The 19,410-nt window shown below is 71.6% G+C and carries 19 protein-coding genes; 14 read left to right on the forward strand and 5 right to left on the reverse strand.

The features are described from left to right. Positions 1 to 169: 169 nt before the first annotated feature. The 7 genes from cysS to PHZ_RS02295 all read left to right on the forward strand — a co-directional run bounded on the left by cysS (position 170) and on the right by PHZ_RS02295 (position 9,223). A complete protein-coding gene (gene cysS, locus PHZ_RS02270) occupies positions 170 to 1,582 on the forward strand; it encodes a cysteine--tRNA ligase (RefSeq protein ID WP_012520980.1) in 1,413 nt (470 codons plus the stop codon). Further along, positions 1,582 to 2,148, forward strand: coding sequence for an SRPBCC domain-containing protein (locus PHZ_RS02275; RefSeq protein WP_148216766.1), 567 nt, complete (start codon positions 1,582 to 1,584; stop codon positions 2,146 to 2,148). Before cysS ends, PHZ_RS02275 begins: the two co-directional genes overlap by 1 nt. Before the next feature lie 88 nt (positions 2,149 to 2,236). Then, on the forward strand, positions 2,237 to 4,471 hold the full coding sequence (locus PHZ_RS02280) for an arylsulfatase (protein ID WP_012520982.1): 2,235 nt from the start codon (positions 2,237 to 2,239) through the stop codon (positions 4,469 to 4,471). 1,071 nt (positions 4,472 to 5,542) lie between these two features. Further along, positions 5,543 to 5,992, forward strand: coding sequence for an iron-sulfur cluster assembly scaffold protein (locus PHZ_RS02285; RefSeq protein WP_012520983.1), 450 nt, complete (start codon positions 5,543 to 5,545; stop codon positions 5,990 to 5,992). Positions 5,993 to 6,063: 71 nt separating this feature from the next. Then, positions 6,064 to 6,321 (forward strand): membrane protein insertion efficiency factor YidD, encoded by a 258-nt coding sequence (gene yidD, locus PHZ_RS22025; protein ID WP_012520984.1) that lies wholly within the window; start codon positions 6,064 to 6,066, stop codon positions 6,319 to 6,321. Beyond that, on the forward strand, positions 6,318 to 8,294 hold the full coding sequence (thrS, locus tag PHZ_RS02290) for a threonine--tRNA ligase (RefSeq protein WP_012520985.1): 1,977 nt from the start codon (positions 6,318 to 6,320) through the stop codon (positions 8,292 to 8,294). Before yidD ends, thrS begins: the two co-directional genes overlap by 4 nt. Next, on the forward strand, positions 8,291 to 9,223 hold the full coding sequence (locus tag PHZ_RS02295) for a glycosyltransferase family 2 protein (protein WP_012520986.1): 933 nt from the start codon (positions 8,291 to 8,293) through the stop codon (positions 9,221 to 9,223). Before thrS ends, PHZ_RS02295 begins: the two co-directional genes overlap by 4 nt. 132 nt (positions 9,224 to 9,355) lie before the next feature. On the opposite strand, the gene PHZ_RS02300 is transcribed toward PHZ_RS02295, so the two are convergent. Next, on the reverse strand, positions 9,356 to 10,285 hold the full coding sequence (locus PHZ_RS02300) for a hydroxymethylglutaryl-CoA lyase (protein WP_012520987.1): 930 nt from the start codon (positions 10,283 to 10,285) through the stop codon (positions 9,356 to 9,358). Then, positions 10,282 to 11,964: an ArnT family glycosyltransferase gene (locus PHZ_RS02305; protein WP_012520988.1), complete on the reverse strand. Its 1,683-nt coding sequence runs from the start codon at positions 11,962 to 11,964 to the stop codon at positions 10,282 to 10,284. The genes PHZ_RS02300 and PHZ_RS02305 overlap by 4 nt, the downstream gene beginning before the upstream one ends. A 100-nt stretch (positions 11,965 to 12,064) precedes the next feature. Between PHZ_RS02305 and PHZ_RS02310 the strand changes: the two genes are divergently transcribed. Both PHZ_RS02310 and PHZ_RS02315 read left to right on the forward strand, forming a co-directional pair. Continuing rightward, positions 12,065 to 12,790 (forward strand): glycosyltransferase family 2 protein, encoded by a 726-nt coding sequence (locus PHZ_RS02310; RefSeq protein WP_012520989.1) that lies wholly within the window; start codon positions 12,065 to 12,067, stop codon positions 12,788 to 12,790. Between the two features lie 122 nt (positions 12,791 to 12,912). Beyond that, positions 12,913 to 13,233, forward strand: a complete 321-nt coding sequence (locus tag PHZ_RS02315) for a helix-turn-helix domain-containing protein (protein WP_041373024.1) — start codon at positions 12,913 to 12,915, stop codon at positions 13,231 to 13,233. On the opposite strand, the gene PHZ_RS02320 is transcribed toward PHZ_RS02315, so the two are convergent. Both PHZ_RS02320 and phaR read right to left on the reverse strand, forming a co-directional pair. Beyond that, positions 13,230 to 13,553: a hypothetical protein gene (locus PHZ_RS02320; protein ID WP_041373026.1), complete on the reverse strand. Its 324-nt coding sequence runs from the start codon at positions 13,551 to 13,553 to the stop codon at positions 13,230 to 13,232. The genes PHZ_RS02315 and PHZ_RS02320 overlap by 4 nt on opposite strands. Before the next feature lie 45 nt (positions 13,554 to 13,598). Then, entirely contained in the window at positions 13,599 to 14,255 is a 657-nt protein-coding gene (gene phaR, locus PHZ_RS02325; RefSeq protein WP_012520992.1) for a polyhydroxyalkanoate synthesis repressor PhaR, read from the reverse strand. Between the two features lie 183 nt (positions 14,256 to 14,438). Here phaR and PHZ_RS02330 point away from each other — a divergent pair, with 183 nt between their 5' ends. Genes PHZ_RS02330 through PHZ_RS02340 form a run of 3 tightly spaced genes read left to right on the forward strand, consistent with a single transcriptional unit; the run spans position 14,439 to position 17,212 of the window. Further along, entirely contained in the window at positions 14,439 to 15,614 is a 1,176-nt protein-coding gene (locus PHZ_RS02330; RefSeq protein WP_012520993.1) for an acetyl-CoA C-acetyltransferase, read from the forward strand. 52 nt (positions 15,615 to 15,666) lie between these two features. Further along, complete coding sequence (gene phbB, locus PHZ_RS02335) at positions 15,667 to 16,392, forward strand: acetoacetyl-CoA reductase (protein WP_012520994.1); 726 nt, start codon at positions 15,667 to 15,669, stop codon at positions 16,390 to 16,392. 55 nt (positions 16,393 to 16,447) lie between these two features. Further along, the gene (locus tag PHZ_RS02340) at positions 16,448 to 17,212 is read left to right on the forward strand and encodes a DUF4908 domain-containing protein (protein WP_012520995.1); all 765 of its coding nucleotides are present in this window, start codon (positions 16,448 to 16,450) and stop codon (positions 17,210 to 17,212) included. A gap of 249 nt (positions 17,213 to 17,461) precedes the next feature. On the opposite strand, the gene gloB is transcribed toward PHZ_RS02340, so the two are convergent. After that, positions 17,462 to 18,187 carry a hydroxyacylglutathione hydrolase gene (gene gloB / locus PHZ_RS02345; protein ID WP_012520996.1) on the reverse strand — a complete coding sequence of 242 codons (726 nt, stop codon included), beginning with the start codon at positions 18,185 to 18,187 and terminating at the stop codon, positions 17,462 to 17,464. A 75-nt stretch (positions 18,188 to 18,262) separates the two neighbouring features. Between gloB and PHZ_RS02350 the strand changes: the two genes are divergently transcribed. Both PHZ_RS02350 and PHZ_RS02355 read left to right on the forward strand, forming a co-directional pair. Further along, a complete protein-coding gene (locus PHZ_RS02350; protein ID WP_012520997.1) occupies positions 18,263 to 19,063 on the forward strand; it encodes a class I SAM-dependent methyltransferase in 801 nt (266 codons plus the stop codon). After that, the gene (locus PHZ_RS02355; RefSeq protein WP_012520998.1) at positions 19,060 to 19,404 is read left to right on the forward strand and encodes a P-II family nitrogen regulator; all 345 of its coding nucleotides are present in this window, start codon (positions 19,060 to 19,062) and stop codon (positions 19,402 to 19,404) included. Before PHZ_RS02350 ends, PHZ_RS02355 begins: the two co-directional genes overlap by 4 nt. The last annotated feature ends 6 nt before the right edge of the window (positions 19,405 to 19,410 follow it).

A 19,410-nucleotide genomic window follows, 5' to 3' on the forward strand; every position in this document is an offset into this window, starting at 1 on the left:
AGGTATCCCAAGGGCTGAGTTGCGCCGGGACGAAGGTCCCGGAGATGACGCGTGCCACCCTGTGTTGGATGAAGGTACGGGTCAGGAGTTCCCGTGGCCTCGCATCCGGGCGAAATGTATATGGGCCTGGCCGCGCCCGCGGCAACCGTTCCCCAGCGTCAGCGTGACAATGACCCTCAAGCTCTACGACACCATGACCCGCGCCAAGCGGGACTTCGTCCCCTCCGATCCCGAGCGGGTGACGATGTATGTCTGTGGGCCGACGGTCTACAACTACGCCCACATCGGCAACTTCCGGCCGGTGGTGGTGTTCGACCTGCTGTTCCGGGTGCTGCGCGCGCTCTACGGCGAGGACCACGTCCTCTACGCGGCCAACGTCACCGACGTGGACGACAAGATCAACCGCAAGGCCGCCGAGGAGGGCGTGCCGATCGGGGTGGTCGCCGAGCGCTACCTGGCCGCCTACAACGCCGACGCGCGGGCGCTGGGCGCGCTGGCCCCCACCTTCCAGCCGAAGGTCACCGAGACGATGGACGCCATCGTCGGCATGATCGGCCGGCTGGTGGACAACGGCGCGGCCTACGCCGCCGAGGGCCACGTGCTGTTCTCCACCGAGGCCTTCCCCGACTACGGCAAGCTGTCGGGCCGCCCGCTCGAGGACCTGATCGCCGGGGCGCGGGTGGATGTGGCGCCCTACAAGAAGGACCCGCGCGACTTCGTGCTGTGGAAGCCCTCGAAGCCCGGCGAGCCCGAGTGGGAGAGCCCGTGGGGGCCGGGGCGGCCCGGCTGGCACATCGAGTGCTCGGCGATGATCGAAGAGGCCCTGGGGCTGCCGATCGACATCCACGGCGGGGGCATCGACCTCGTCTTCCCGCACCACGAGAACGAACTGGCCCAGGGGGTGTGCGCGGCGCATCCGCACGGGCATGGCCAGACGTATGCGAGGTACTGGCTGCACAACGGGTTCCTCAACATGGCCGAGGAGAAGATGAGCAAGAGCGTCGGCAACGTCGCCCTGGCCCACGACCTCCTGAAGACCTGGCCGGGCGAGGCCCTGCGCTGGGCGCTGCTCTCGGGCCAGTACCGGCAGCCGCTGGAATGGACGGACACGCTGATCGAACAGGCCAAGAGCGCGCTCGACCGGCTGTACCGGGTGCTGGACGACGCCGCCCGGCCGGGCGATGCAGCGGCCGAGCCCTTCGTCGACCCGCGCGTAGAGGCGGCGCTGCACGACGACCTCAACACCCCGGCGGCCATGGCGGCGCTGTTCCAGATCTCGGACGAGCTGCGCTCTGCGATCATGCGCAAGGACGCGGCCGCGGTGGCCGAGGGGCGGGGCCGGCTGGTCGGCTCGGCGAACCTGATGGGCTTCCTTGCCCAGGCGCCGCAGGCCTGGTTCCAGTCGGGCGCCGACGAGGACCTGAAGGCCCGGGTCGAGGACCTGCTGGCGCAGCGGCAGGCGGCGCGGGCGGCCAAGGACTGGCCAAGGGCCGACCAGATCCGCGCCGAGCTGGCGGCGCTGAACGTCGAGGTGATGGACGGACCGTCCGGCGCCACCTGGCGCATCAAGGAGCAGGCCTGATGGCGCTGAAGACCCCTGACTACAAGGCGGGACCGTTCGGCCGCGGCGGCGGCATGGGCCCCAAGACCATGAGCCTGAAGACCGAGGGCAAGCCGCCCCCGCCCAAGGGGCCCAAGGGCTACCGGGTGGAGGACCGCATCGGCATCCAGGCGCCGGCCGAGGTGATCTGGGAGGTGCTCTACGACCTGGAGCGCTGGTCCGAGTGGAACCCCACCTACACCAAGGCGGCGGGCGTGATCCGCATCGGCGAGCCGCTGACCCTGACCCTTCAGCTGCCCGGCCAGGCGCCGCAGGAGATCCGGCCGCGGGTGCTGGAGTGGGTGCCGAACGAGCAGCTGCACTGGCAGCTGTCGCTGCTGGGCGGGCTGATCAAGACGTTGCGCTACGTCGAGATCCAGCAGCTGGCGGAGGCGGGCTGCATCGTCGACAACGGCGAGATCTTCGGCGGGCTGATGGGCCCCTCGCTGGGCCGCCGGATGGCGGGGCCCGTCCGCCGCGGCTTCCGGGCGATGAACGAGGCCCTGAAGGACCGCGCCGAATCCATCTGGAACGCCCGCCGGGCCTAGCCGAACTAGCGGGCCGAACTATTGGCACGGCCTTTGCCAATATCCCGGCCGGACCCTATGGTCGCCCCCTGACTGAAGGAGGGCGGCCATGACGGCGAAGATCGGACGGACCGTGGCGGAGTCCACGCCGGAGTGGCCGCAGGCCCCGCGCCCGCCGAAGGGCGCGCCGAACATCCTGGTCGTGCTGTTCGACGACGTGGGGTTCTCGGACTTCGGCTGCTACGGCTCGCCGATCCGGACGCCGACGATCGACCGGCTGGCGGCCGAGGGGCTGCGCTATTCCGGCTTCCACACCACGGCCATGTGCTCGACGACGCGGGCGGCGCTGCTGACCGGGCGCAACCACCACTCGGTGGGCGTGGGCTGCCTGGCCAACTTCGATTCCGGCTATCCGGGCTACCGCGGCAAGATCGCCCGCGAGGCGGGGACCCTGCCCGAGATGCTGCGGCCGCACGGCTACCGCAGCTACATGGTCGGCAAGTGGCACGTCACCCCGCTGACCGAGACGGGGCCGTCGGGGCCGTTCGACGGCTGGCCGCTGGGCCGCGGCTTCGACCGCTTCTACGGCTTCATGGACGCCGAGACCGACCAGTATTCGCCCGAGCTGGTGCGGGACAACACGCCCGTCCCCGCGCCGGGGACCTACGAGAGCGGCTACCACCTGACCGAGGATCTGGTGGACCAGTCGATCCGCTACCTCGCCGACCACGTCGCCGACGCGCCGGACACGCCGTGGCTGCTGTGGCTGGCGCCGGGGGCGTGCCACGCCCCGCACCAGGCGCCGGCCGAACTGATCCGCAGCTACGATGAGGTCTTCAAGGACGGCTGGGACGTGGAGCGCGAGCGGCGGCTCGCGCGCCAGAAGGCCCTGGGGATCGTGCCCCCCGACACCCGGCTGCCGCCGCCCAACGACGGGGTGCGGCCCTGGGACAGCTACGCGCCCGACGAGCAGCGGCTGTTCACCCGCCTGCAGAGCGCCTTCGCCGCCATGCTGGACCACGCCGACCGGCACCTCGGGCGGCTGGTGGACTTCCTGGAGCGGGCCGGCCTGCGCGAGGACACCCTGATCCTGGTGCTGTCCGACAACGGCGCGAGCCAGGAGGGCGGGCCGCAGGGCTTCGTCAACGCCATGGGGCCGTTCAACTTCCGCGGCGAGCCGATGGCCGAGAAGATCGCCCGGATCGACGACATCGGCGGGCCCGACACCCACTCGAACTTCCCGCAAGGCTGGGCGATGGCGTCGAATACGCCGCTGAAGCGCTACAAGCAGAACACCCACGGCGGCGGCATCCGCGACCCGCTGGTGGTCTCATGGCCGAAGCGGATCCCGGCGCGCGGCGAGGTGCGCGAGCGCTTCGCCCACGCCTGCGACCTGGTCCCCACGCTGCTGGACCTGATCGGGATCGAACCGCCGCAGACGGTGCAGGGCGTGGCCCAGGCGCCGCTGGAGGGCGAGAGCTTCGCCGCCAGCCTGACCGACCCGGCCGCCCCGCCGCGCAAGGCTGCGCAGTACTTCGAGATGTTCGGCCACCGGGGGCTCTGGCAGGACGGCTGGAAGGCGGTGGCCTTCCACCCGCCGGGGACGCCCTTCGAGGAGGACCGCTGGGAGCTCTACCGGCTGGACCGGGACTTCTCGGAGACGGAGGACCTGGCGCAGGCCGAGCCCGGGCGGCTGGCGGCGATGGTGGACGACTGGTGGCGGATCGCGGAGGCCTGCAAGGTCCTGCCGCTGGACGACCGCTTCGGGCCGAGGTTCGCCGAGAACGCGGCGCGCTTCCACGGCGCGCGGCGCCGGTTCGTGTTCCACGCCGGCATGGGCCACCTGCCGACCGACGTGGCGCCCGACGTGCGGGCCCGCACCTATCGGATCGAGGCCGAGGTGCGGCTGCAGGGCGGGGAGGCGGGCGTGCTGATCGCCCACGGCGACGCCACCAGCGGCTATTCGCTCTACATCCAGGACGGGCGGCTGAAGCACACGCTGAACATCGGCGGCGAGAAGACCACGGCGGTCTCGGACCGTCCGGTCCCCGCCGGCGCGACCCGGCTGGGGGTGGTCTCGCGCCGCGTGGGCGAGGGGCCCGAGCGGACGTTCACCCTGACCATCGACGGCGCGCCGGCGGGCGAGGTCACGGCCACGACCGGCTTCCACACGCTGATCTCGTGGTCGGGCCTGGACATCGGCCTCGACCGGGGCAGCCCCGTCGCCGACTACGCCGCCCCGTTCGCCTTCACCGGCGCCTTGCGGAAGGTGACGGTGAGCATGGACGAGGACCAGGCGCTGGACGGCGAGGCCGTGGGCGCGGCGGAGATGGCGCGGCAGTAGGGGGGCGAGGCGGCGCGCGAGCGGCGGCTCTGCATCGGGACACGAAGCGCATGAAGGACTCGAAGGGCGCGAAGGGGGCCTTCTTCGTGAGCTTCGTGGTCTTCGTGGCCGTTGTGTCGAGGGACCGCTTCGCCGTCGTTCGTGTGGTTCGTGGACAGATCGGCGGCGGAAGCCCCCTCCACCGCTTCGCGGTCCCCCTCCCCCGGCGGGGGAGGATTTTTTAGCCACGAACGAACACGAACCAGCACGAACGGGTGGGGCGCCCGAGACGGCGCGCGAGCGGCGGCTCTGGATTGGGGACACGAAGCGCACGAAGGACTCGAAGGGCGCGAAGGTAGGTCTTCTTCGTGAGCTTCGTGGTCTTCGTGGCCGTTGTGTCGAGGGACGGCTTCGCCGTCGTTCGTGTTTGTTCGTGCTGGTTCGTGGACAATCTTGCGGCGGAAGCCCCCTCCACCGCTTCGCGGTCCCCCTCCCCCGGCGGGGGAGGATTTTTTTAGCCACGAACGAACACGAACCAGCACGAACGGGTGGGGCGCCCGAGACGGCGCGCGAGCGGCGGCCCTGGTTTGGGGACACGAAGCGCACGAAGGACTCGAAGGGCGCGAAGGTAGGTCTTCTTCGTGAGCTTCGTGGTCTTCGTGGCCGTTGTGTCGAGGGACGGCTTCGCCGTCGTTCGTGTTTGTTCGTGCTGGTTCGTGGACAATCTTGCGGCGGAAGCCCCCTCCACCGCTTCGCGGTCCCCCTCCCCCGGCGGGGGAGGATTTTTTTAGCCACGAACGAACACGAACCAGCACGAACGGGTGGGGCGCCCGAGACGCCGCGCGAGCGGCGGCCCTGGTTTGGGGACACGAAGCGCACGAAGGACTCGAAGGGCGCGAAGGGGGGCCTTCTTCGTGAGCTTCGTGGTCTTCGTGGCCGTTGTGTCGAGGGACGGCTTCGCCGTCGTTCGTGTTTGTTCGTGCTGGTTCGTGGCCAATCTTGCGGCGGAAGCCCCCTCCACCGCTTCGCGGTCCCCCTCCCCCGGCGGGGGAGGATTTGACTTGGGGGCCGGCAGGCACGACCTATGGCCGCATGATCGACGAGCTCTACTCGGCCAGGCTCCTGCGGCTGGCGGCGGAGATTCCGCACGCCGGGCGCCTGCCTGCGCCCGACGCCTCGGTCGAGAAGGTGGCCAAGCTGTGCGGCAGCCGAGTCGTGGTGGACGTGAAGGTCGAGGACGGGCGGGTGGCCGACTTCGCCCAGGACGTGAAGGCCTGCGCCCTGGGCCAGGCGGCCGCCTCGGTGCTGGGCGCGCAGGTGATCGGCGCCAGCCTTTCCGAGCTGGAGTCGGCCCGCGACCAGTTCCGTGCTATGCTGAAAGACGGCGGACCCCCGCCCGAAGGACGTTTTTCGGACCTGGCCATGCTCGCGCCCGTGAAGGACTACCCGGCCCGCCACGCCTCCACGCTGCTCGCGTTCGAGGCCGCCGCCGAGGCTGTCCGCCAGGCCGGGGCGCGAACTAGCCCCGCCGGCGCGGCGTGATCCTCTCGGCTTGATCCTTTCGGGACCCCGGCGTAACGCAGGCCCGAACCCAAGAAGCTTCCGCAGCCGGCATGAACCTCTACGAGAGCTGCGTCAGAGGGGCCTTGCGGGCCTACAAGCTGACGCTTTCGCCTTTGATCGGGCGCCAATGCCGGTTCTTTCCGACCTGTTCGGAATATGCGGCCGAGGCCCTGATCGGGCACGGACCGGTGCGCGGATCCTGGCTGACCGTGCGCCGCCTGTGCCGATGCCATCCCTGGGGGCCGTCGGGCTGGGACCCGCCGCCGCCCCCGCGCCGCAAAGGCGCGAAATGGACGTGTGAGACATGATCGAACTGGTTTTCCCCGACGGCTCCAAGCGTGAGTTCCCGGACGGGGTTACGGGCCGCGAGATCGCCGCCGGCATCTCGAAGAGCCTGGAGAAGAAGGCCATCCTGGTGGAGGTCGACGGCGAACTGCTGGACCTGGAGCGCCCGCTCGAGAAGGGCGGGGCGTTCAAGATCCTGACGCGCGAGGCGCCCGAGGCCCTCGAGACGATCCGCCACGACGTCAGCCACATCCTGGCCGAGGCGGTGCAGGAGCTGTTCCCCGGCACGCAGGTGACGATCGGGCCCGCGATCGAGGACGGCTTCTACTACGACTTCGCCCGCGAGGAGCCGTTCAGCCTGGACGACCTTGCGAAGATCGAGCAGCGGATGAAGGAGATCGTCGACCGCGACGAGCCCATCCGCCGCGAGGAGTGGGACCGTGACGAGGCGATCCGGCACTTCCGCGAGATCGGCGAGGAGTACAAGGCCCAGATCATCGAGGCCATTCCGGCCGGCGAGAAGATCACGGTCTACCGCCAGGGCCAGTGGAAGGACCTGTGCCGCGGCCCGCACCTGCCGTCCACGAGGCACGCCGGCAAGGCGTTCAAGCTGACGAAGCTGGCCGGCGCCTACTGGCGCGGCGACCACCGCAACGCCCAGCTGCAGCGCATCTACGGCACGGCCTGGGCCTCGGAAGCCGACCTCGAGGCCTACATCCAGCGCCTTGAGGAGGCCGAGAAGCGCGACCACCGCAAGCTCGGCCGCCAGATGGACCTCTTCCATATGCAGGAAGAGGGCAAGGGCATGGTGTTCTGGCACGAGAAGGGCCTGACGCTGTGGCGCACGGTGGAAAGCTACGTCCGCCGCCGGCTCGACGAGGCCGGCTACCAGGAGGTGCGCACGCCGCAGGTCCTGGACCGGGTCTTCTGGGAGAAGTCCGGCCACTGGGACAAGTACCGGCCCAACATGTTCGTCTGCGAGACGGAGGAGGGCGAGGAGCTCTCCCTGAAGCCGATGAACTGCCCCGGCCACGTGCAGATCTTCAAGTTCGGCCAGAAGAGCTACCGCGACCTGCCGCTGCGGATGGCCGAGTTCGGCGCCTGCCACCGCTACGAGCCGTCGGGAGCCCTGCACGGGCTGATGCGGGTGCGCGCGTTCACGCAGGACGACGCGCACATCTTCTGCCGCGAGGACCAGATCGAGGAGGAGACGGCGCGGTTCATCGAGCTGGCCAACTCGATCCACGCCGACTTCGGCCTGGAGCGCGACCACATCGCGCTCGCCACGCGTCCGGAGGTGCGGGCCGGCTCGGACGAGTTCTGGGACAAGGCCGAGGCGCAGATGCTGGCGGCGGCCCGCAAGGCCGGCGTCGAGCCGGTGATCGCCGAGGGCGACGGGGCGTTCTACGCGCCGAAGCTGGACTGGGTGCTGAAGGATTCCATCGGCCGGACGTGGACGTGCGGCACGATCCAGCTGGACTACGTCCTGCCCGAGCGCCTGGGCGCGGAATATGTCGCCGAGGATGGATCAAAGCAGCGGCCTGTGATGTTGCACCGGGCGATCTGCGGCTCGCTCGAGCGCTTCATCGGCGTGCTGATCGAGAACTACGCCGGCGCCTTCCCGCTCTGGCTCGCGCCGGTGCAGGTGGTGGTGGCGACGATCACGTCCGACGCCGACGACTACGCCCGCGCGGCCGCGGCCGAGCTGAAGGCGAAGGGCCTGCGCGTGGAACTCGACCTGCGCAACGAGAAGATCAACTACAAGGTCCGCGAGCACAGCCTCGCGAAGGTCCCGGTGATCGCCGTCGTCGGCCGGCGTGAGGCCGAAGAGGGCAAGGTCGCCCTGAGGCGCCTCGGATCCGACGGCCAGCAGATCCTCGCCCTGGGCGAGGCGGCGGAAGCACTTGCCATGGAGGCGTTACCGCCTGATCTTGCGCGCAAGCGCCAGGACGGGGGTGTCCAGGCGGGGTTGGGCGGCGAGAGGGAGGCTGGATGAACGGCATCGCCGCGTCGGTCGTCGCCGCCGAATCCGTCCTGACGACCGAGGCCCTGCGGCCGCGCCGCAGCGTCTCGGTGGTGATGGTGGTCTACATGACCGGCGAGGCCCTGGAGCAGAGCCTGGGCCGCGTCCTGGCCGATCCGCTCGTGGACGAGTTCGTCATCGTGGACAACGGCTCCACCCCGGTGGAGGCCGAGCGGCTGCGCGCGCTGGCCGAGCGCGACGACCGGGTGGTGCTGATCTCGGGCCAGGGCAACGTGGGCTTCGCCCGCGGGGCGAACCTGGGCGCGCGCCGGGCCAGCGGCGACGTGCTGGTGTTCCTCAACCCCGACGCCTTCCTGCAGGCCGGCTGCATCGCCGAGCTGGTGCGCGAGGTCGAGGGCCGGCCCAGCCCCTGCATCGTCGGCGGGCGGGTGCTGAACGCCGACCGCACCGAGCAGCGGGGCGCGCGGCGGGGCGACATCACGCCGGTCAGCGCCTTGCTGTCCCTGTCGGGCCTGTCGCGGGCGATCCCGGCGCTGCGGCGCTTCGAGGTGCACTGGGAGGACGAGGCCGCGCCCGAGGGCGTGGCGGCGATCCCGACCATCTCGGGGGCCTGCTTCTGCATGCGCCGCGAGGATTTCGACGCCGTCGGCGGCTTCGACGAGGGCTATTTCCTGCACGTCGAGGACGTGGACCTGTGCTGGCGCGTGCGCCGGCAGGGCGGCGAGGTGCTGTTCCACCCCAAGGCCGAGGTCGTGCACCTGGGCCACACCAGCCTGGCCAGCCCGCTGAAGGTGGAGTTCCACAAGGGCGTGGGCCTGGCCCGCTATTTCCGCAAGCGCGCGGTGGGGCTGGGCCAGGGCCTGGCCGCCTGGCTGCTGGCGCCGGTGGTGGTGCTCGCGGCCGTGGCGCGGCCGATCATGTGGCGGATGAAGGCTCGGTAGCGCCCCGAAGGCCCTCGGCGGCGGTTCCCTCGCTGCGCTCGGGCCCTCACCCTTGCCCCATCCCTCGCTCCGCTCGGGCCCTCACCCTGCCCTCTCCCTCTCCGCTTCGCGGGGGGAGAGGAGACGGAGAAACTACGCCGCCGCCTCTTCGCGCTTGACCGGGAACGAGCCGGCGCGGGCGAGGGAGCTGGCGGGGGGCTTGCCGAGGAGGCCGGAGACCCAGCGGCCGATCTCGATGAGCTTGTCGAGGTCGTAGCCGGTCTCGAAGCCGCCGCGCTCCAGCATGTAGACGAGGTCTTCCGTGCCGATGTTGCCGGTGGCGTTTGGGGCGAACGGACAGCCGCCCAGGCCGCCGACGCTGGCGTCCAGGATGTCGACCCCGGCCTCGACGCCGGCGTAGGCGTTGGCCAGGCCCGTGTTGCGGGTGTCGTGGAAGTGCAGGCGCAGCGGGATGCGGCCGGCGGCCTTGCGCGCCGCTTCGACCCGGCGGCGGACGGTCCAGGGGTCGGCCACGCCGATGGTGTCGGCCAGGGCGATCTCGGCCACCCGCATGTCGGCGGCGGTCCTGACGATGTCGACGACCCGCTCCTCGGGCACCTCGCCGTCGAAGGGGCAGCCGAAGGCCACCGAGACGGTCACCGTGACCGGCGGATCCTCCAGGCGGCGGGCCTGCATGATCGCGCCCAGGGCGTCGATCTGCTCGGCCACCGAGGCGCCCTGGTTGCGGATGCCGAAGCCGTCCGAGGCGCAGACCACCACGTTGGCCTCGTCGCAGGCGGCGGCGACGCAGCGTTCCCAGCCCTTCTGGTTCAGCACGAGGCCGATGCGCGAGCGGCCGGCCGGCTTGGCGCCCGGCGTGTTCAGGGCGGCCATGATCTCCTCGGCGCCGGCCATCTGCGGCACGCGGCGCGGATTGACGAAGGAGACCACCTCCATGCGGCGGGCGCCGGCGTCCTCGAGCCGGCGGATCATCTCGAGCTTCTGGTCGACCTCGAGCAGGGTCTTCTCGTTCTGCAGCCCGTCGCGGGGCCCGACTTCCACGATCTCGATACGCCGGCTCATGGCCTGACCTCCCGCACCACGGTCTGGGGACTGACATAGACGCCGAGGGTCACCTCGTCGCCCTTGGAATAGTTGAGGCCGCGGATCCGGGCCACCTCGCGGGCGGTGACGCCGCGGGCGGCCAGCGCCTGGCGGAACGCCTCGGCCTCGCGCGCCTCGACGATCGCCGGGCGGTTCTCGGCGATGGCCTGGGCGGCCTCGTCGGCGCCGTGCAGCTCGGTGGGCGTGCCGAGCGCGAACACCAGGCTGGGCTCGGCGTAGCCGGCGACGGCCACCGGCGCCTCGGCTACGCCCTGGCGGGGCAGCAGCCGCTGTTCGGACATCACCCGCTCGAGCCGCGCCGAGACCCACAGCGGCCCCAGGCGGGGCACGAGCCCGGCGGCGAGGGCGGCGTGGCCGAGGACGCCGAGCACCAGGGCGGCCGCCACGCCTCCGCGCGGGGCGCCCTTGATCATCAGATAGCCGCCGACCAGGCCCGCGCCCGAGAGCAGGACCGCGGCGAGGGCCGCGGCCCAGGCGTCGGCGGCGCCGCCGTAGAGGCTGAGCAGGTAGATGACGCCGACGGCGAGGGCGAGGCCCACCACGACCCCGAGGGCCGCGCCCGCCCAGCGCAGCCGGGGACCGATCGGCTGGGCCAGGGCGGCGGCGGCCAGCCAGGCCAGGGCGCCGTAGGCCGGCAGCGGATAGTGCGGCAGCTTGGTGGGGGTCAGCTCGAAGAGCAGCCAGGCGGGGACCAGCCAGGCGATCGCGAACCGCACGCCCGGCTCGGCCCGCCGCGTCCAGGCGACGAAGATGGCGGCCGGCAGCAGCAGGGTGATCGGGAAGGCGAGGATCGGCGTCAGCAGGGCGTGGTAGCCGGGCGGGGCGCCGTGGGTCTCCTGGCCGCCCGCCAGCTTGGGGGCGAGGTCCGCGCCGATGGCCTCGGTCCAGAAGCCGCCGTCGGTGGCGACGGTGACGGCGCCGGCCCAGGGTCCGACGATGACGGCGAAGGCGATCAGGCCCCAGTACCAGCGCAGGCGCGCGATCCAGGCGGGCCGGCGGTCCCAGAGGGCCAGGACGATGAGGGTCAAGGCGACGACCAGCGGCCCCACCGGCCCCTTCACCAGGGCCGAGAGGGCCAGGCCCGCCCAGAACAGCGGCTCGGCGCTCTTCCCGGCCGGCGGCCCGTCGCGGGCGGCGGCGTAGAGCCGCCCGAGAGCGGCGAGCGCCAGGGTCACCGTGCCGGCCAGCATGGCGTCGGTCTTGGCGATGAAGGCCTCGGTCGAGAGCAGGAAGGTGGCGCCCAGCAGGGCGCCGGCGGCGAGCCCCGCCGGCCCGCCGAAGAACGCCGCCGCGCCCCAGGCGCAGGCCGCGGCCGCCAGCATGGCGCCCAGCAGCGAGGGCAGGCGGTAGGCCCAGATCTCGCGCGCCTCGGGGCTGGAGACCAGCTCGACCGAGGCCGCCTGCATCCAGTGGATCCCGACGGGCTTCTTGAAGCGTGGGTCCTCCTGGAAGCGGATGACGACGAAGTCGCCGCTCTCCAGCATCTGGGCGGTGGCCTGGGCGAAGCGCGATTCGTCCCGGTCCAGGGGCGGCACGGCCAGGAGGCCGGGCAGGCCGGCCACGAAGGCGATGAAGGCGGCCGCGGCCGGGCCGCGCCACCCGCGGCTCCAGTCGGCGATCAGGCGCTCGAGGGTCATGGGGCGGTGATAGCACAACCGTCCCGGCGGGGAGGCTTCCTCGCTTCGCTGGACAAGGGGCGATGGTGGCGCCCGGCCCGGGCTCGCGCTAAGGACGGCCATGGCTCCGCGCCCCGACATCTCCGTGGTGGTCCCGGTCTTCGACGAGGAGGGGGCGGCGCCGGCCCTGGCGCGGGAGATCGCCGCCGCCTTCCGGGGGCGCGACTTCGAGATCGTGTTCGTGGACGACGCCAGCCGCGACGGCACCCGCGCGGCCCTGCAGGCGCTGAAGGCCGAGATCCCGCAGCTGAGGCTGGTGGGCCACCGGAAGAACGCCGGCCAGAGCCGGGCCATCCGCACCGGCGTGCTGGCGGCCCGCGGCGAGGTGGTGGTCACCCTGGACGGCGACGGCCAGAACGATCCCGCCGACGGGCCCGCGCTGGTCGACGCCCTGCTGGCCGGACCGCCCGACCTCGCCATGGTCGGCGGCGAGCGGGTCAAGCGCCAGGACAGCCGGGCCAAGAAGATCGCCTCGAAGGTCGGCAACGGGGTGCGCAAGCGGCTGCTGAAGGACACCGCCAACGACACCGGCTGCGGGCTGAAGGCGTTCCGGCGCGAGGCCTTCCTGCGCCTGCCGTACTTCGACCACATGCACCGCTACCTGCCGGCGCTGATGATCCGCGAGGGCTTCCGCTCGGAGTTCCGGCCGGTGAACCACCGCCACCGGCAGACGGGGCGGTCGAAGTACACGAACCTCGGCCGGCTGTGGGCCTCGCTCTCGGACCTTGTGGGCGTGATGTGGCTGCAGTCGCGGGCGCGGATCCCCGGCGGCTTCGACGAGCTCTAGGTGAGGGCGCTGAAGATCAGCGTGACCACGGCCAGGTCGAGGAACTTGAAGGCGAATTGCAGCATGGCCGGGTCCGTGGTCGAAGGGTCCGCGAAGGCCCAAGCAAGACCGGCGCCACGCTGATGGCTCTCTTCTTCGACGCGCGATGGTTCGACGAGCGGCTCTCGGAGCGCGGGCTCTCGCGGGCGGTTCTGGCCGCCGCGGCGGGGATGAGCCCGGCCGAGGTGGACCTCGTCTTCAAGGACCAGAGGGAACTTTCCGCCCGTGAGGTGGCGGTCTTTGCCGAGCTGCTGGGGGAGACCCCGGCGACGGTGGCGGACCGGGCGGGGATCTCGACGCCGATCCCCCAGTCGGAAACCCGGCGCGGCGAGGAACGGCTGGCCGAGCTGGAGCGGCGGGTGGCCGAGCTGGAGGCGCAGGTCGCGCGGCTGCGCGGGGCCTAGACCTCGGTCTTGGCGTTGCGGCCGGCGCGGGCGCGGCGGTCCCTGGAGCCCGACCACTCGACCTTGTTGTAGGCGCCGCGGGCCTGGTCGATGTGCAGCGGGCCGGCGCGCAGGCCGCGCTTCTGGCCGTCCTGGCCCATCAGCTGGGCGGTGAAGACGGCCGCGCCGTCGCGTTCGCCGGAATCGGGCCGCGGCTGGGGCCCGACGACCATCGGCAGGGCGGGCGGGCGCGCCTCGGCGACCTCGTCCTGCGGGTCGTTGTCGGCCTTGATGGCCCGCCCCAGGAGGGTCGTGCGCCGGATGCGTTCAATTCGGGACATCATGCACCTTCGACAGCAAACCCCGCGCCAGACTCGGCCCCCAGTTCACTCCTTGGAGGCGAGCTTGTCGATCTGGGCCTGCATCTCCGCCATCTGCTTGCGAAGCTGTGTAAGCGCCTCGTCGGCCGCAGGTTCCGTCCGGGCGGCCGGGGACGGCTGCGGGGCGGCCGGCGCCGGCTCTTCCGGACGCTGTGCTCCGGGGGGCGCTCCGGTCGGCGTGGCCGCATAGGCGAAGGGCGAGAACATCTTCATCGCCCGGTCGAAGAGCTGCAGGTTCTGGCGGATCTGGTCCTCGTAGGCGACCATCCCCGACGGCGTCCCGAGCTGGGCGAACTGGCTGCGCAGCCGCTCCTGCTGCTGGGCGAAGCTGGCCAGCGACAGCTCGAGGTAGCTCGGCAGGAAGGCCTGCATAGAGTTGCCGTAGAAGCTGATGAGCTGGCGGAGGAACTGGATCGGCAGCAGGGACTGGCCCTGGCTCTTCTCCTCCTCCTCGAAGATGATCTGGGTGAGGACCGTGCGGGTGATGTCCTCGTTGGTCTTGGCGTCGTAGACGACGAAGTCGACGCCCTTCTTCACCATGTCCGCCAGGTGCTCGAGCGTGACGTAGCTGGAGGAGGCGGTGTTGTAGAGCCGCCGGTTGGCGTACTTCTTGATGACGACGCGCTCGCCTTCGGCGCCGCCCGTTTCCTGGGTCTCGGCCATTCCTCGCCCTTATGCGCAGGCCGCGGCGCGCGCGGCCTCGTTCTGCAGCGCAGTATCGCGGATGCGAGCGCATAAGCAAATGACCGAAAGGATTCACAAGCCCGGGGTTGCGGGCCGGCTTCGCCTTGCCGATAGAAGGAGCGGGCCGCACATCACCAGTCAGGAGCCCTCCGGGAGCCCCCCATGAGCGACATCGTCATCGTTTCCGCCGCCCGCACGCCCGTGGGCTCGTTCAACGGCGCCCTTTCGAGCCTGCCGGCCCATGAGCTGGGCAAGCTGGCGATCCAGGCGGCGGTGGAGCGGGCCGGCATCCAGGCCGCCGACGTGGACGAGGTGATCCTCGGCCAGGTGCTGCAGGCGGGCCAGGGCCAGGGCCCGGCGCGGCAGGCGGCGGTGGGCGCGGGCGTGCCGGTGGAGAGCCCGGCGTGGAGCCTGAACCAGCTCTGCGGCTCGGGCCTGCGCGCGGTGGCGCTGGCGGCCCAGCAGATCCAGGACGGCTCGTCGAAGATCGTCGTGGCCGGCGGCCAGGAGAGCATGAGCCAGTCGCCGCACGCGGCGAACCTGCGGGCCGGCCAGAAGATGGGCGAGCTGGCCCTCGTCGACACCATGCTGAAGGACGGCCTGTGGGACGCCTTCCACGGCTACCACATGGGCCAGACGGCCGAGAACATCGCCGGCCGCTGGCAGATCACCCGCGAGGACCAGGACCGGTTCGCGGTGGTCTCGCAGAACCGCGCCGAGGCGGCCCAGAAGGCCGGCAAGTTCAAGGACGAGATCGTCCCCGTGACCATCAAGGGCCGCAAGGGCGACACGGTCGTCAGCGAGGACGAATACATCCGCCACGGGGTGACGTTGGACAGCGTCTCGGGCCTGCGGCCGGCCTTCACCAAGGACGGCTCGGTGACCGCGGCCAACGCCTCGGGAATCAACGACGGCGCGGCGGCCCTGGTGCTGATGAGCGCCGACGAAGCCGCCCGACGCGGCCTGAAGCCCCTGGCGCGGATCGCCTCCTGGGCCCACGCGGGCGTCGATCCCGAGATCATGGGCACTGGCCCGATCCCGGCCAGCACCAAGGCGCTGGAGAAGGCCGGCTGGAAGGTGGCCGACCTCGACCTGGTGGAATCCAACGAGGCGTTCGCCGCCCAATCGCTGTGCGTCGTGCGCGAACTGGGCCTCGACCCGGAAAAGGTCAATGTGAACGGCGGGGCGATCGCTATCGGTCATCCCATCGGCGCCTCGGGCGCGCGGATCCTTACCACCCTGCTGCACGAGATGAAGCGGTCGGGGAAGGCGAAGGGCCTGGCGACCCTGTGCGTCGGCGGCGGCATGGGCGTGGCCATGTGCGTCGAGACGGTGTGAGCGGGAAAGGCCGGCGCCTGAGGCCGGCCGCCGCCGACTAGGGAGGTGTGGAATGGCCCGTGTGGCTCTCGTGACCGGCGGCACGCGCGGCATCGGCCGCGCCATCGTGGAGCGGCTGAAGGCCGACGGGATGAAGGTGGCGGCCGGCTATTCCGGCAACGACGAGGCGGCGGCCGCCTGCGCCCGGGACCTCGGCGTGATGGTCGTGAAGGGCAACGTCGGGGTGTTCGACGACTGCCGGCGAGCCGTCGGGCAGGTCGAGGCCGAGCTGGGCCCGGTGGACGTGCTGGTGAACAACGCCGGCATCACCCGCGACGGCTTCTTCCACAAGATGACCCCCGAGCAGTGGAGCGAGGTCATCCGCGTCAACATGGACTCGCTCTACAACATGACCCGCCAGGTCATCGAGGGGATGCGCGAGCGCGAGTGGGGCCGGATCGTCAACATCAGCTCGATCAACGGCCAGAAGGGCCAGCTGGGCCAGACCAACTACTCGGCGGCCAAGGCCGGCGTGATCGGCTTCACCAAGGCCCTGGCGCTGGAGAACGCCCGCAAGGGGGTGACGGTCAACTGCGTGGCCCCCGGTTACGTGGACACCGAGATGGTGCAGGCGGTGCCGCCCAAGGTGCTGGAGGGAATCATCGCCCAGATCCCGGCGGGCCGGCTCGGCCGGGGCGAGGAGATCGCCGATGCGGTCTCGTTCCTCGCGGGCGAGCGCGCCGGCTACGTCAACGGGTCGACGCTTTCGCTGAATGGCGGCCAGTACCTCGTCGGCTGAGCGCCTCGGGGGCGTCCAAAAAGCGCCCCGATCCCGGAGCATGTGCTGCGGGATCATGACGGGCGAGCCCACGGCGTCCAGGATTGCGGTTCTCGCGGCGCTGCTTGCGGCGCTTGCGGCGGGATTCGCAGGCCCCGCGGCGGCGCAGGAGTCCCTGCGCGAGGGCCTCTTCGGCCGCCACGCCGGCTCGGGCCGCCAGGCGCCGGCCCCGCCGGTGGCCCGCTACGTGGCCGAGGACGGGCGGATGTTCGTCCTGGACCGCACCCAGGGCCGGCCGCTGCTGAAGTTCGAGGACAGCCCCGAGGTCTGGGCGCTGCAGCCGATGCCGGCGCCGCGCGGCGACGTGATCTACAAGAACGACCTCGGCGAGCCCGTGCTGCGCGCCACGCGGCTGGGCGGCCTGACCGTGTTCACCGACGCCCGGCCCCAGGGCACGGCCGCGGCTCTGGCCGGCGACGGCCCGCCCCTGCGGCTGGCCCCCATCGGCCCCCAGGCGCTGCTGGAGCGGCTGGCGCAGGCGAGCCTGCGGGCCAGCCGCGCCGCGCGCCGGACCATCCTGTTCGAGGCCGAGGCGACCCCCGCCTCCTCGGCGCTGATCGCCGATGCGGCGACGGTCACCAGCGTGGCGGTGGTGCGGATGTCGCGCCGCAAGGACGGACGGGCGGTGCTGGCCCAGTTCCGCAAGGTGCTGCTGGTGGAAGGCCGGCGGCCCGCGGCCGAGATCGAGGACGAGGTGCTGACCATCACCGTCGCCCCGGCCCAGGGCCTCGCCGGGCGGCCGTCGTCCGAGCGGATCGTCAAGGTCGCGGCGGAGCGGTAGGGGGAGGCTCTTAATCCTCCCCCGCAGGGGGAGAATTCTTGGAGCCACGAACGAACACGAACGAACACGAACGGGCGGGACGCCCGAGACGGTGCGCGAGCGTCGGCTCTGCGTCGGGACACGAAGCGCACGAAGGACGACTTCGCCGTCGTTCGTGTGGGTTCGTGTTTGTTCGTGGCCGATCTTGCGGCGGGAAGCCCCCTCTGGCCCTTCGGGCCACCTCCCCCTGAGGGGGAGGACTAATGAGGCTCAGCCCTTGAAGCTGTCCTTGGCGGCGCGGACGTCGGCGAAGGCGGCCGCGTTCGCGGCGCGCAGGAAGGGGTTGGTGGCCTTCTCGAGGCCGATGGTGGTGGGCACGGTGGGCTCGCCTCGGGCGCGGGCGGCGAAGACCTCGGTGGCGCGGGCCTTCAGCACGGGATCGTCCCCCAGCGACAGGGCGAAGCGCGCGTTCGCCTCGGTGTATTCGTGGGCGCAGTAGACGCGGGTGTCGTCGGGCAGGGCGGCGAGGCGCGAGAGGCTGGCCCACATCTGTTCCGGCGTGCCCTCGAACAGCCGCCCGCAGCCCAGGGCGAAGAGGGTGTCGCCGACGAAGGCGATCCCGTCCTCGGCGTCGTAGTAGGCGACGTGGCCCAGGGTGTGGCCGCCGCTCTCGATCACCCGGAAGCGGGTCTCGCCCAGCAGCACTTCGTCGCCCCCCTGGACCTCGCGGTCGAGCGGGGCGATGCGGGTGACCTCCTTGGGCCCCACGACCTTGGCCCCGGTGCGGGCCTTGATCTCCTCGTTGCCGCCGGCGTGGTCGGGATGCCAGTGGGTGTTGAGGATCAGCGCCAGGGTCCAGCCCAGGCGGTCCAGCTCGCGCAGGATCGCGCCGGCCTCGGGCGTGTCGACGCAGGCGGCCAGGCCGCTGGCCTCGTCGCGCACGAGGAAGCCGTAGTTGTCGGACAGGCAGGGAAACTGGTGGACGGCGAGGGACATCGCGAGGCTCTCCTGAGAGGCTGCGAACCGGTTTAGGCTGGTCGTGATCCTTCGTCGAGGATAGCCGGGAGTCAGATGCGCAGGGACGTCCTCGAGCTTCGGCGGTTCTACGCCTCGGACCTTGGCGGGGCGGCCAGGACCATGGTCCAGCGCAAGCTGGTGGAGGCCTGGGGCGACGCCCGCGGGCTGGACGTGCTGGCCGTGGGCTACGGCACGCCCTTCGTCGGGACCTTCCGGCCGGCGGCGCGGCGGGTGGCGGCGGCCATGCCCGCCCAGCAGGGCGTGGAGGTCTGGCCCGCGGGCGGCCGGAACCTGGCGACCCTGACGCCCGAGGACGCCCTGCCCTTCGCCAACGCCCTGTTCGACCGGATCCTGGTGGTCCACGCCATCGAGGAGAGCGCCGACCCCGTCGCCCTGCTGCGCGAGGTCTGGCGGGTGCTGGCGCCGTCAGGGCGGGTGATCGTCACCGTCGCCTCGCGCAACGGGATGTGGGCCAACACCGAGAAGACGCCCTTCGGCCACGGCCGCCCCTACAGCCGCGCCCAGCTGGCCGAGCTGCTGCGCGAGGCCGAACTGGAGCCCTCGGGCTGGACCCGGGCGCTCTACGTGCCGCCGGTGGGCTGGATGGCCCGCTGGGCGGAAGGGTTCGAGCAGGCCGGCTCGCGCCTGTGGCCCGGCTTCGCGGGCCTCCTGCTGATGGAGGCGGTGAAACAGACCTTCGCCGTCAAGCCCAAGGGGGCGCGCGCCAAGGCCAAGGCGGTCCGTCCCGTGCTGGCCCCCAGCCCGGCCGGCGCCGGCGTCGCGGGACGGGGCCTTGGCGAAGCCGCCGTGAAGGCCCTAGGCTCGGGACCGGAGATCGGGGAGCCCGGCGCATGAAGCTGATCATCGCGGTCATCAAGCCCAGCCGCCTGGACGCGGTGCTGGACGCGGTCACCGAGGCGGGCGCCTCGGGGCTGACCGTCACCGAGGTGCGCGGCTATGGCCGCCAGCGGGGCAAGACCGAGGTCTACCGGGGCGCCGAGTACGAGGTGAAGCTGCTGCCCAAGGTGAAGCTGGAGATCGCCGTGCCTCAGGACGTCGCCGAGAAGGTGGTCGAGGCGATCAAGGCCTCGGCCAACACCGGGAAGATCGGCGACGGCAAGGTGTTCGTGCTGGACCTGGAGCAGGTGGTCCGGATCCGCACCGGAGAGACCGGCGCCTCGGCGATCGCGGGCTAGGAGGGC

Source organism: Phenylobacterium zucineum HLK1 (genome assembly GCF_000017265.1).
Lineage (GTDB): Bacteria > Pseudomonadota > Alphaproteobacteria > Caulobacterales > Caulobacteraceae > Phenylobacterium > Phenylobacterium zucineum.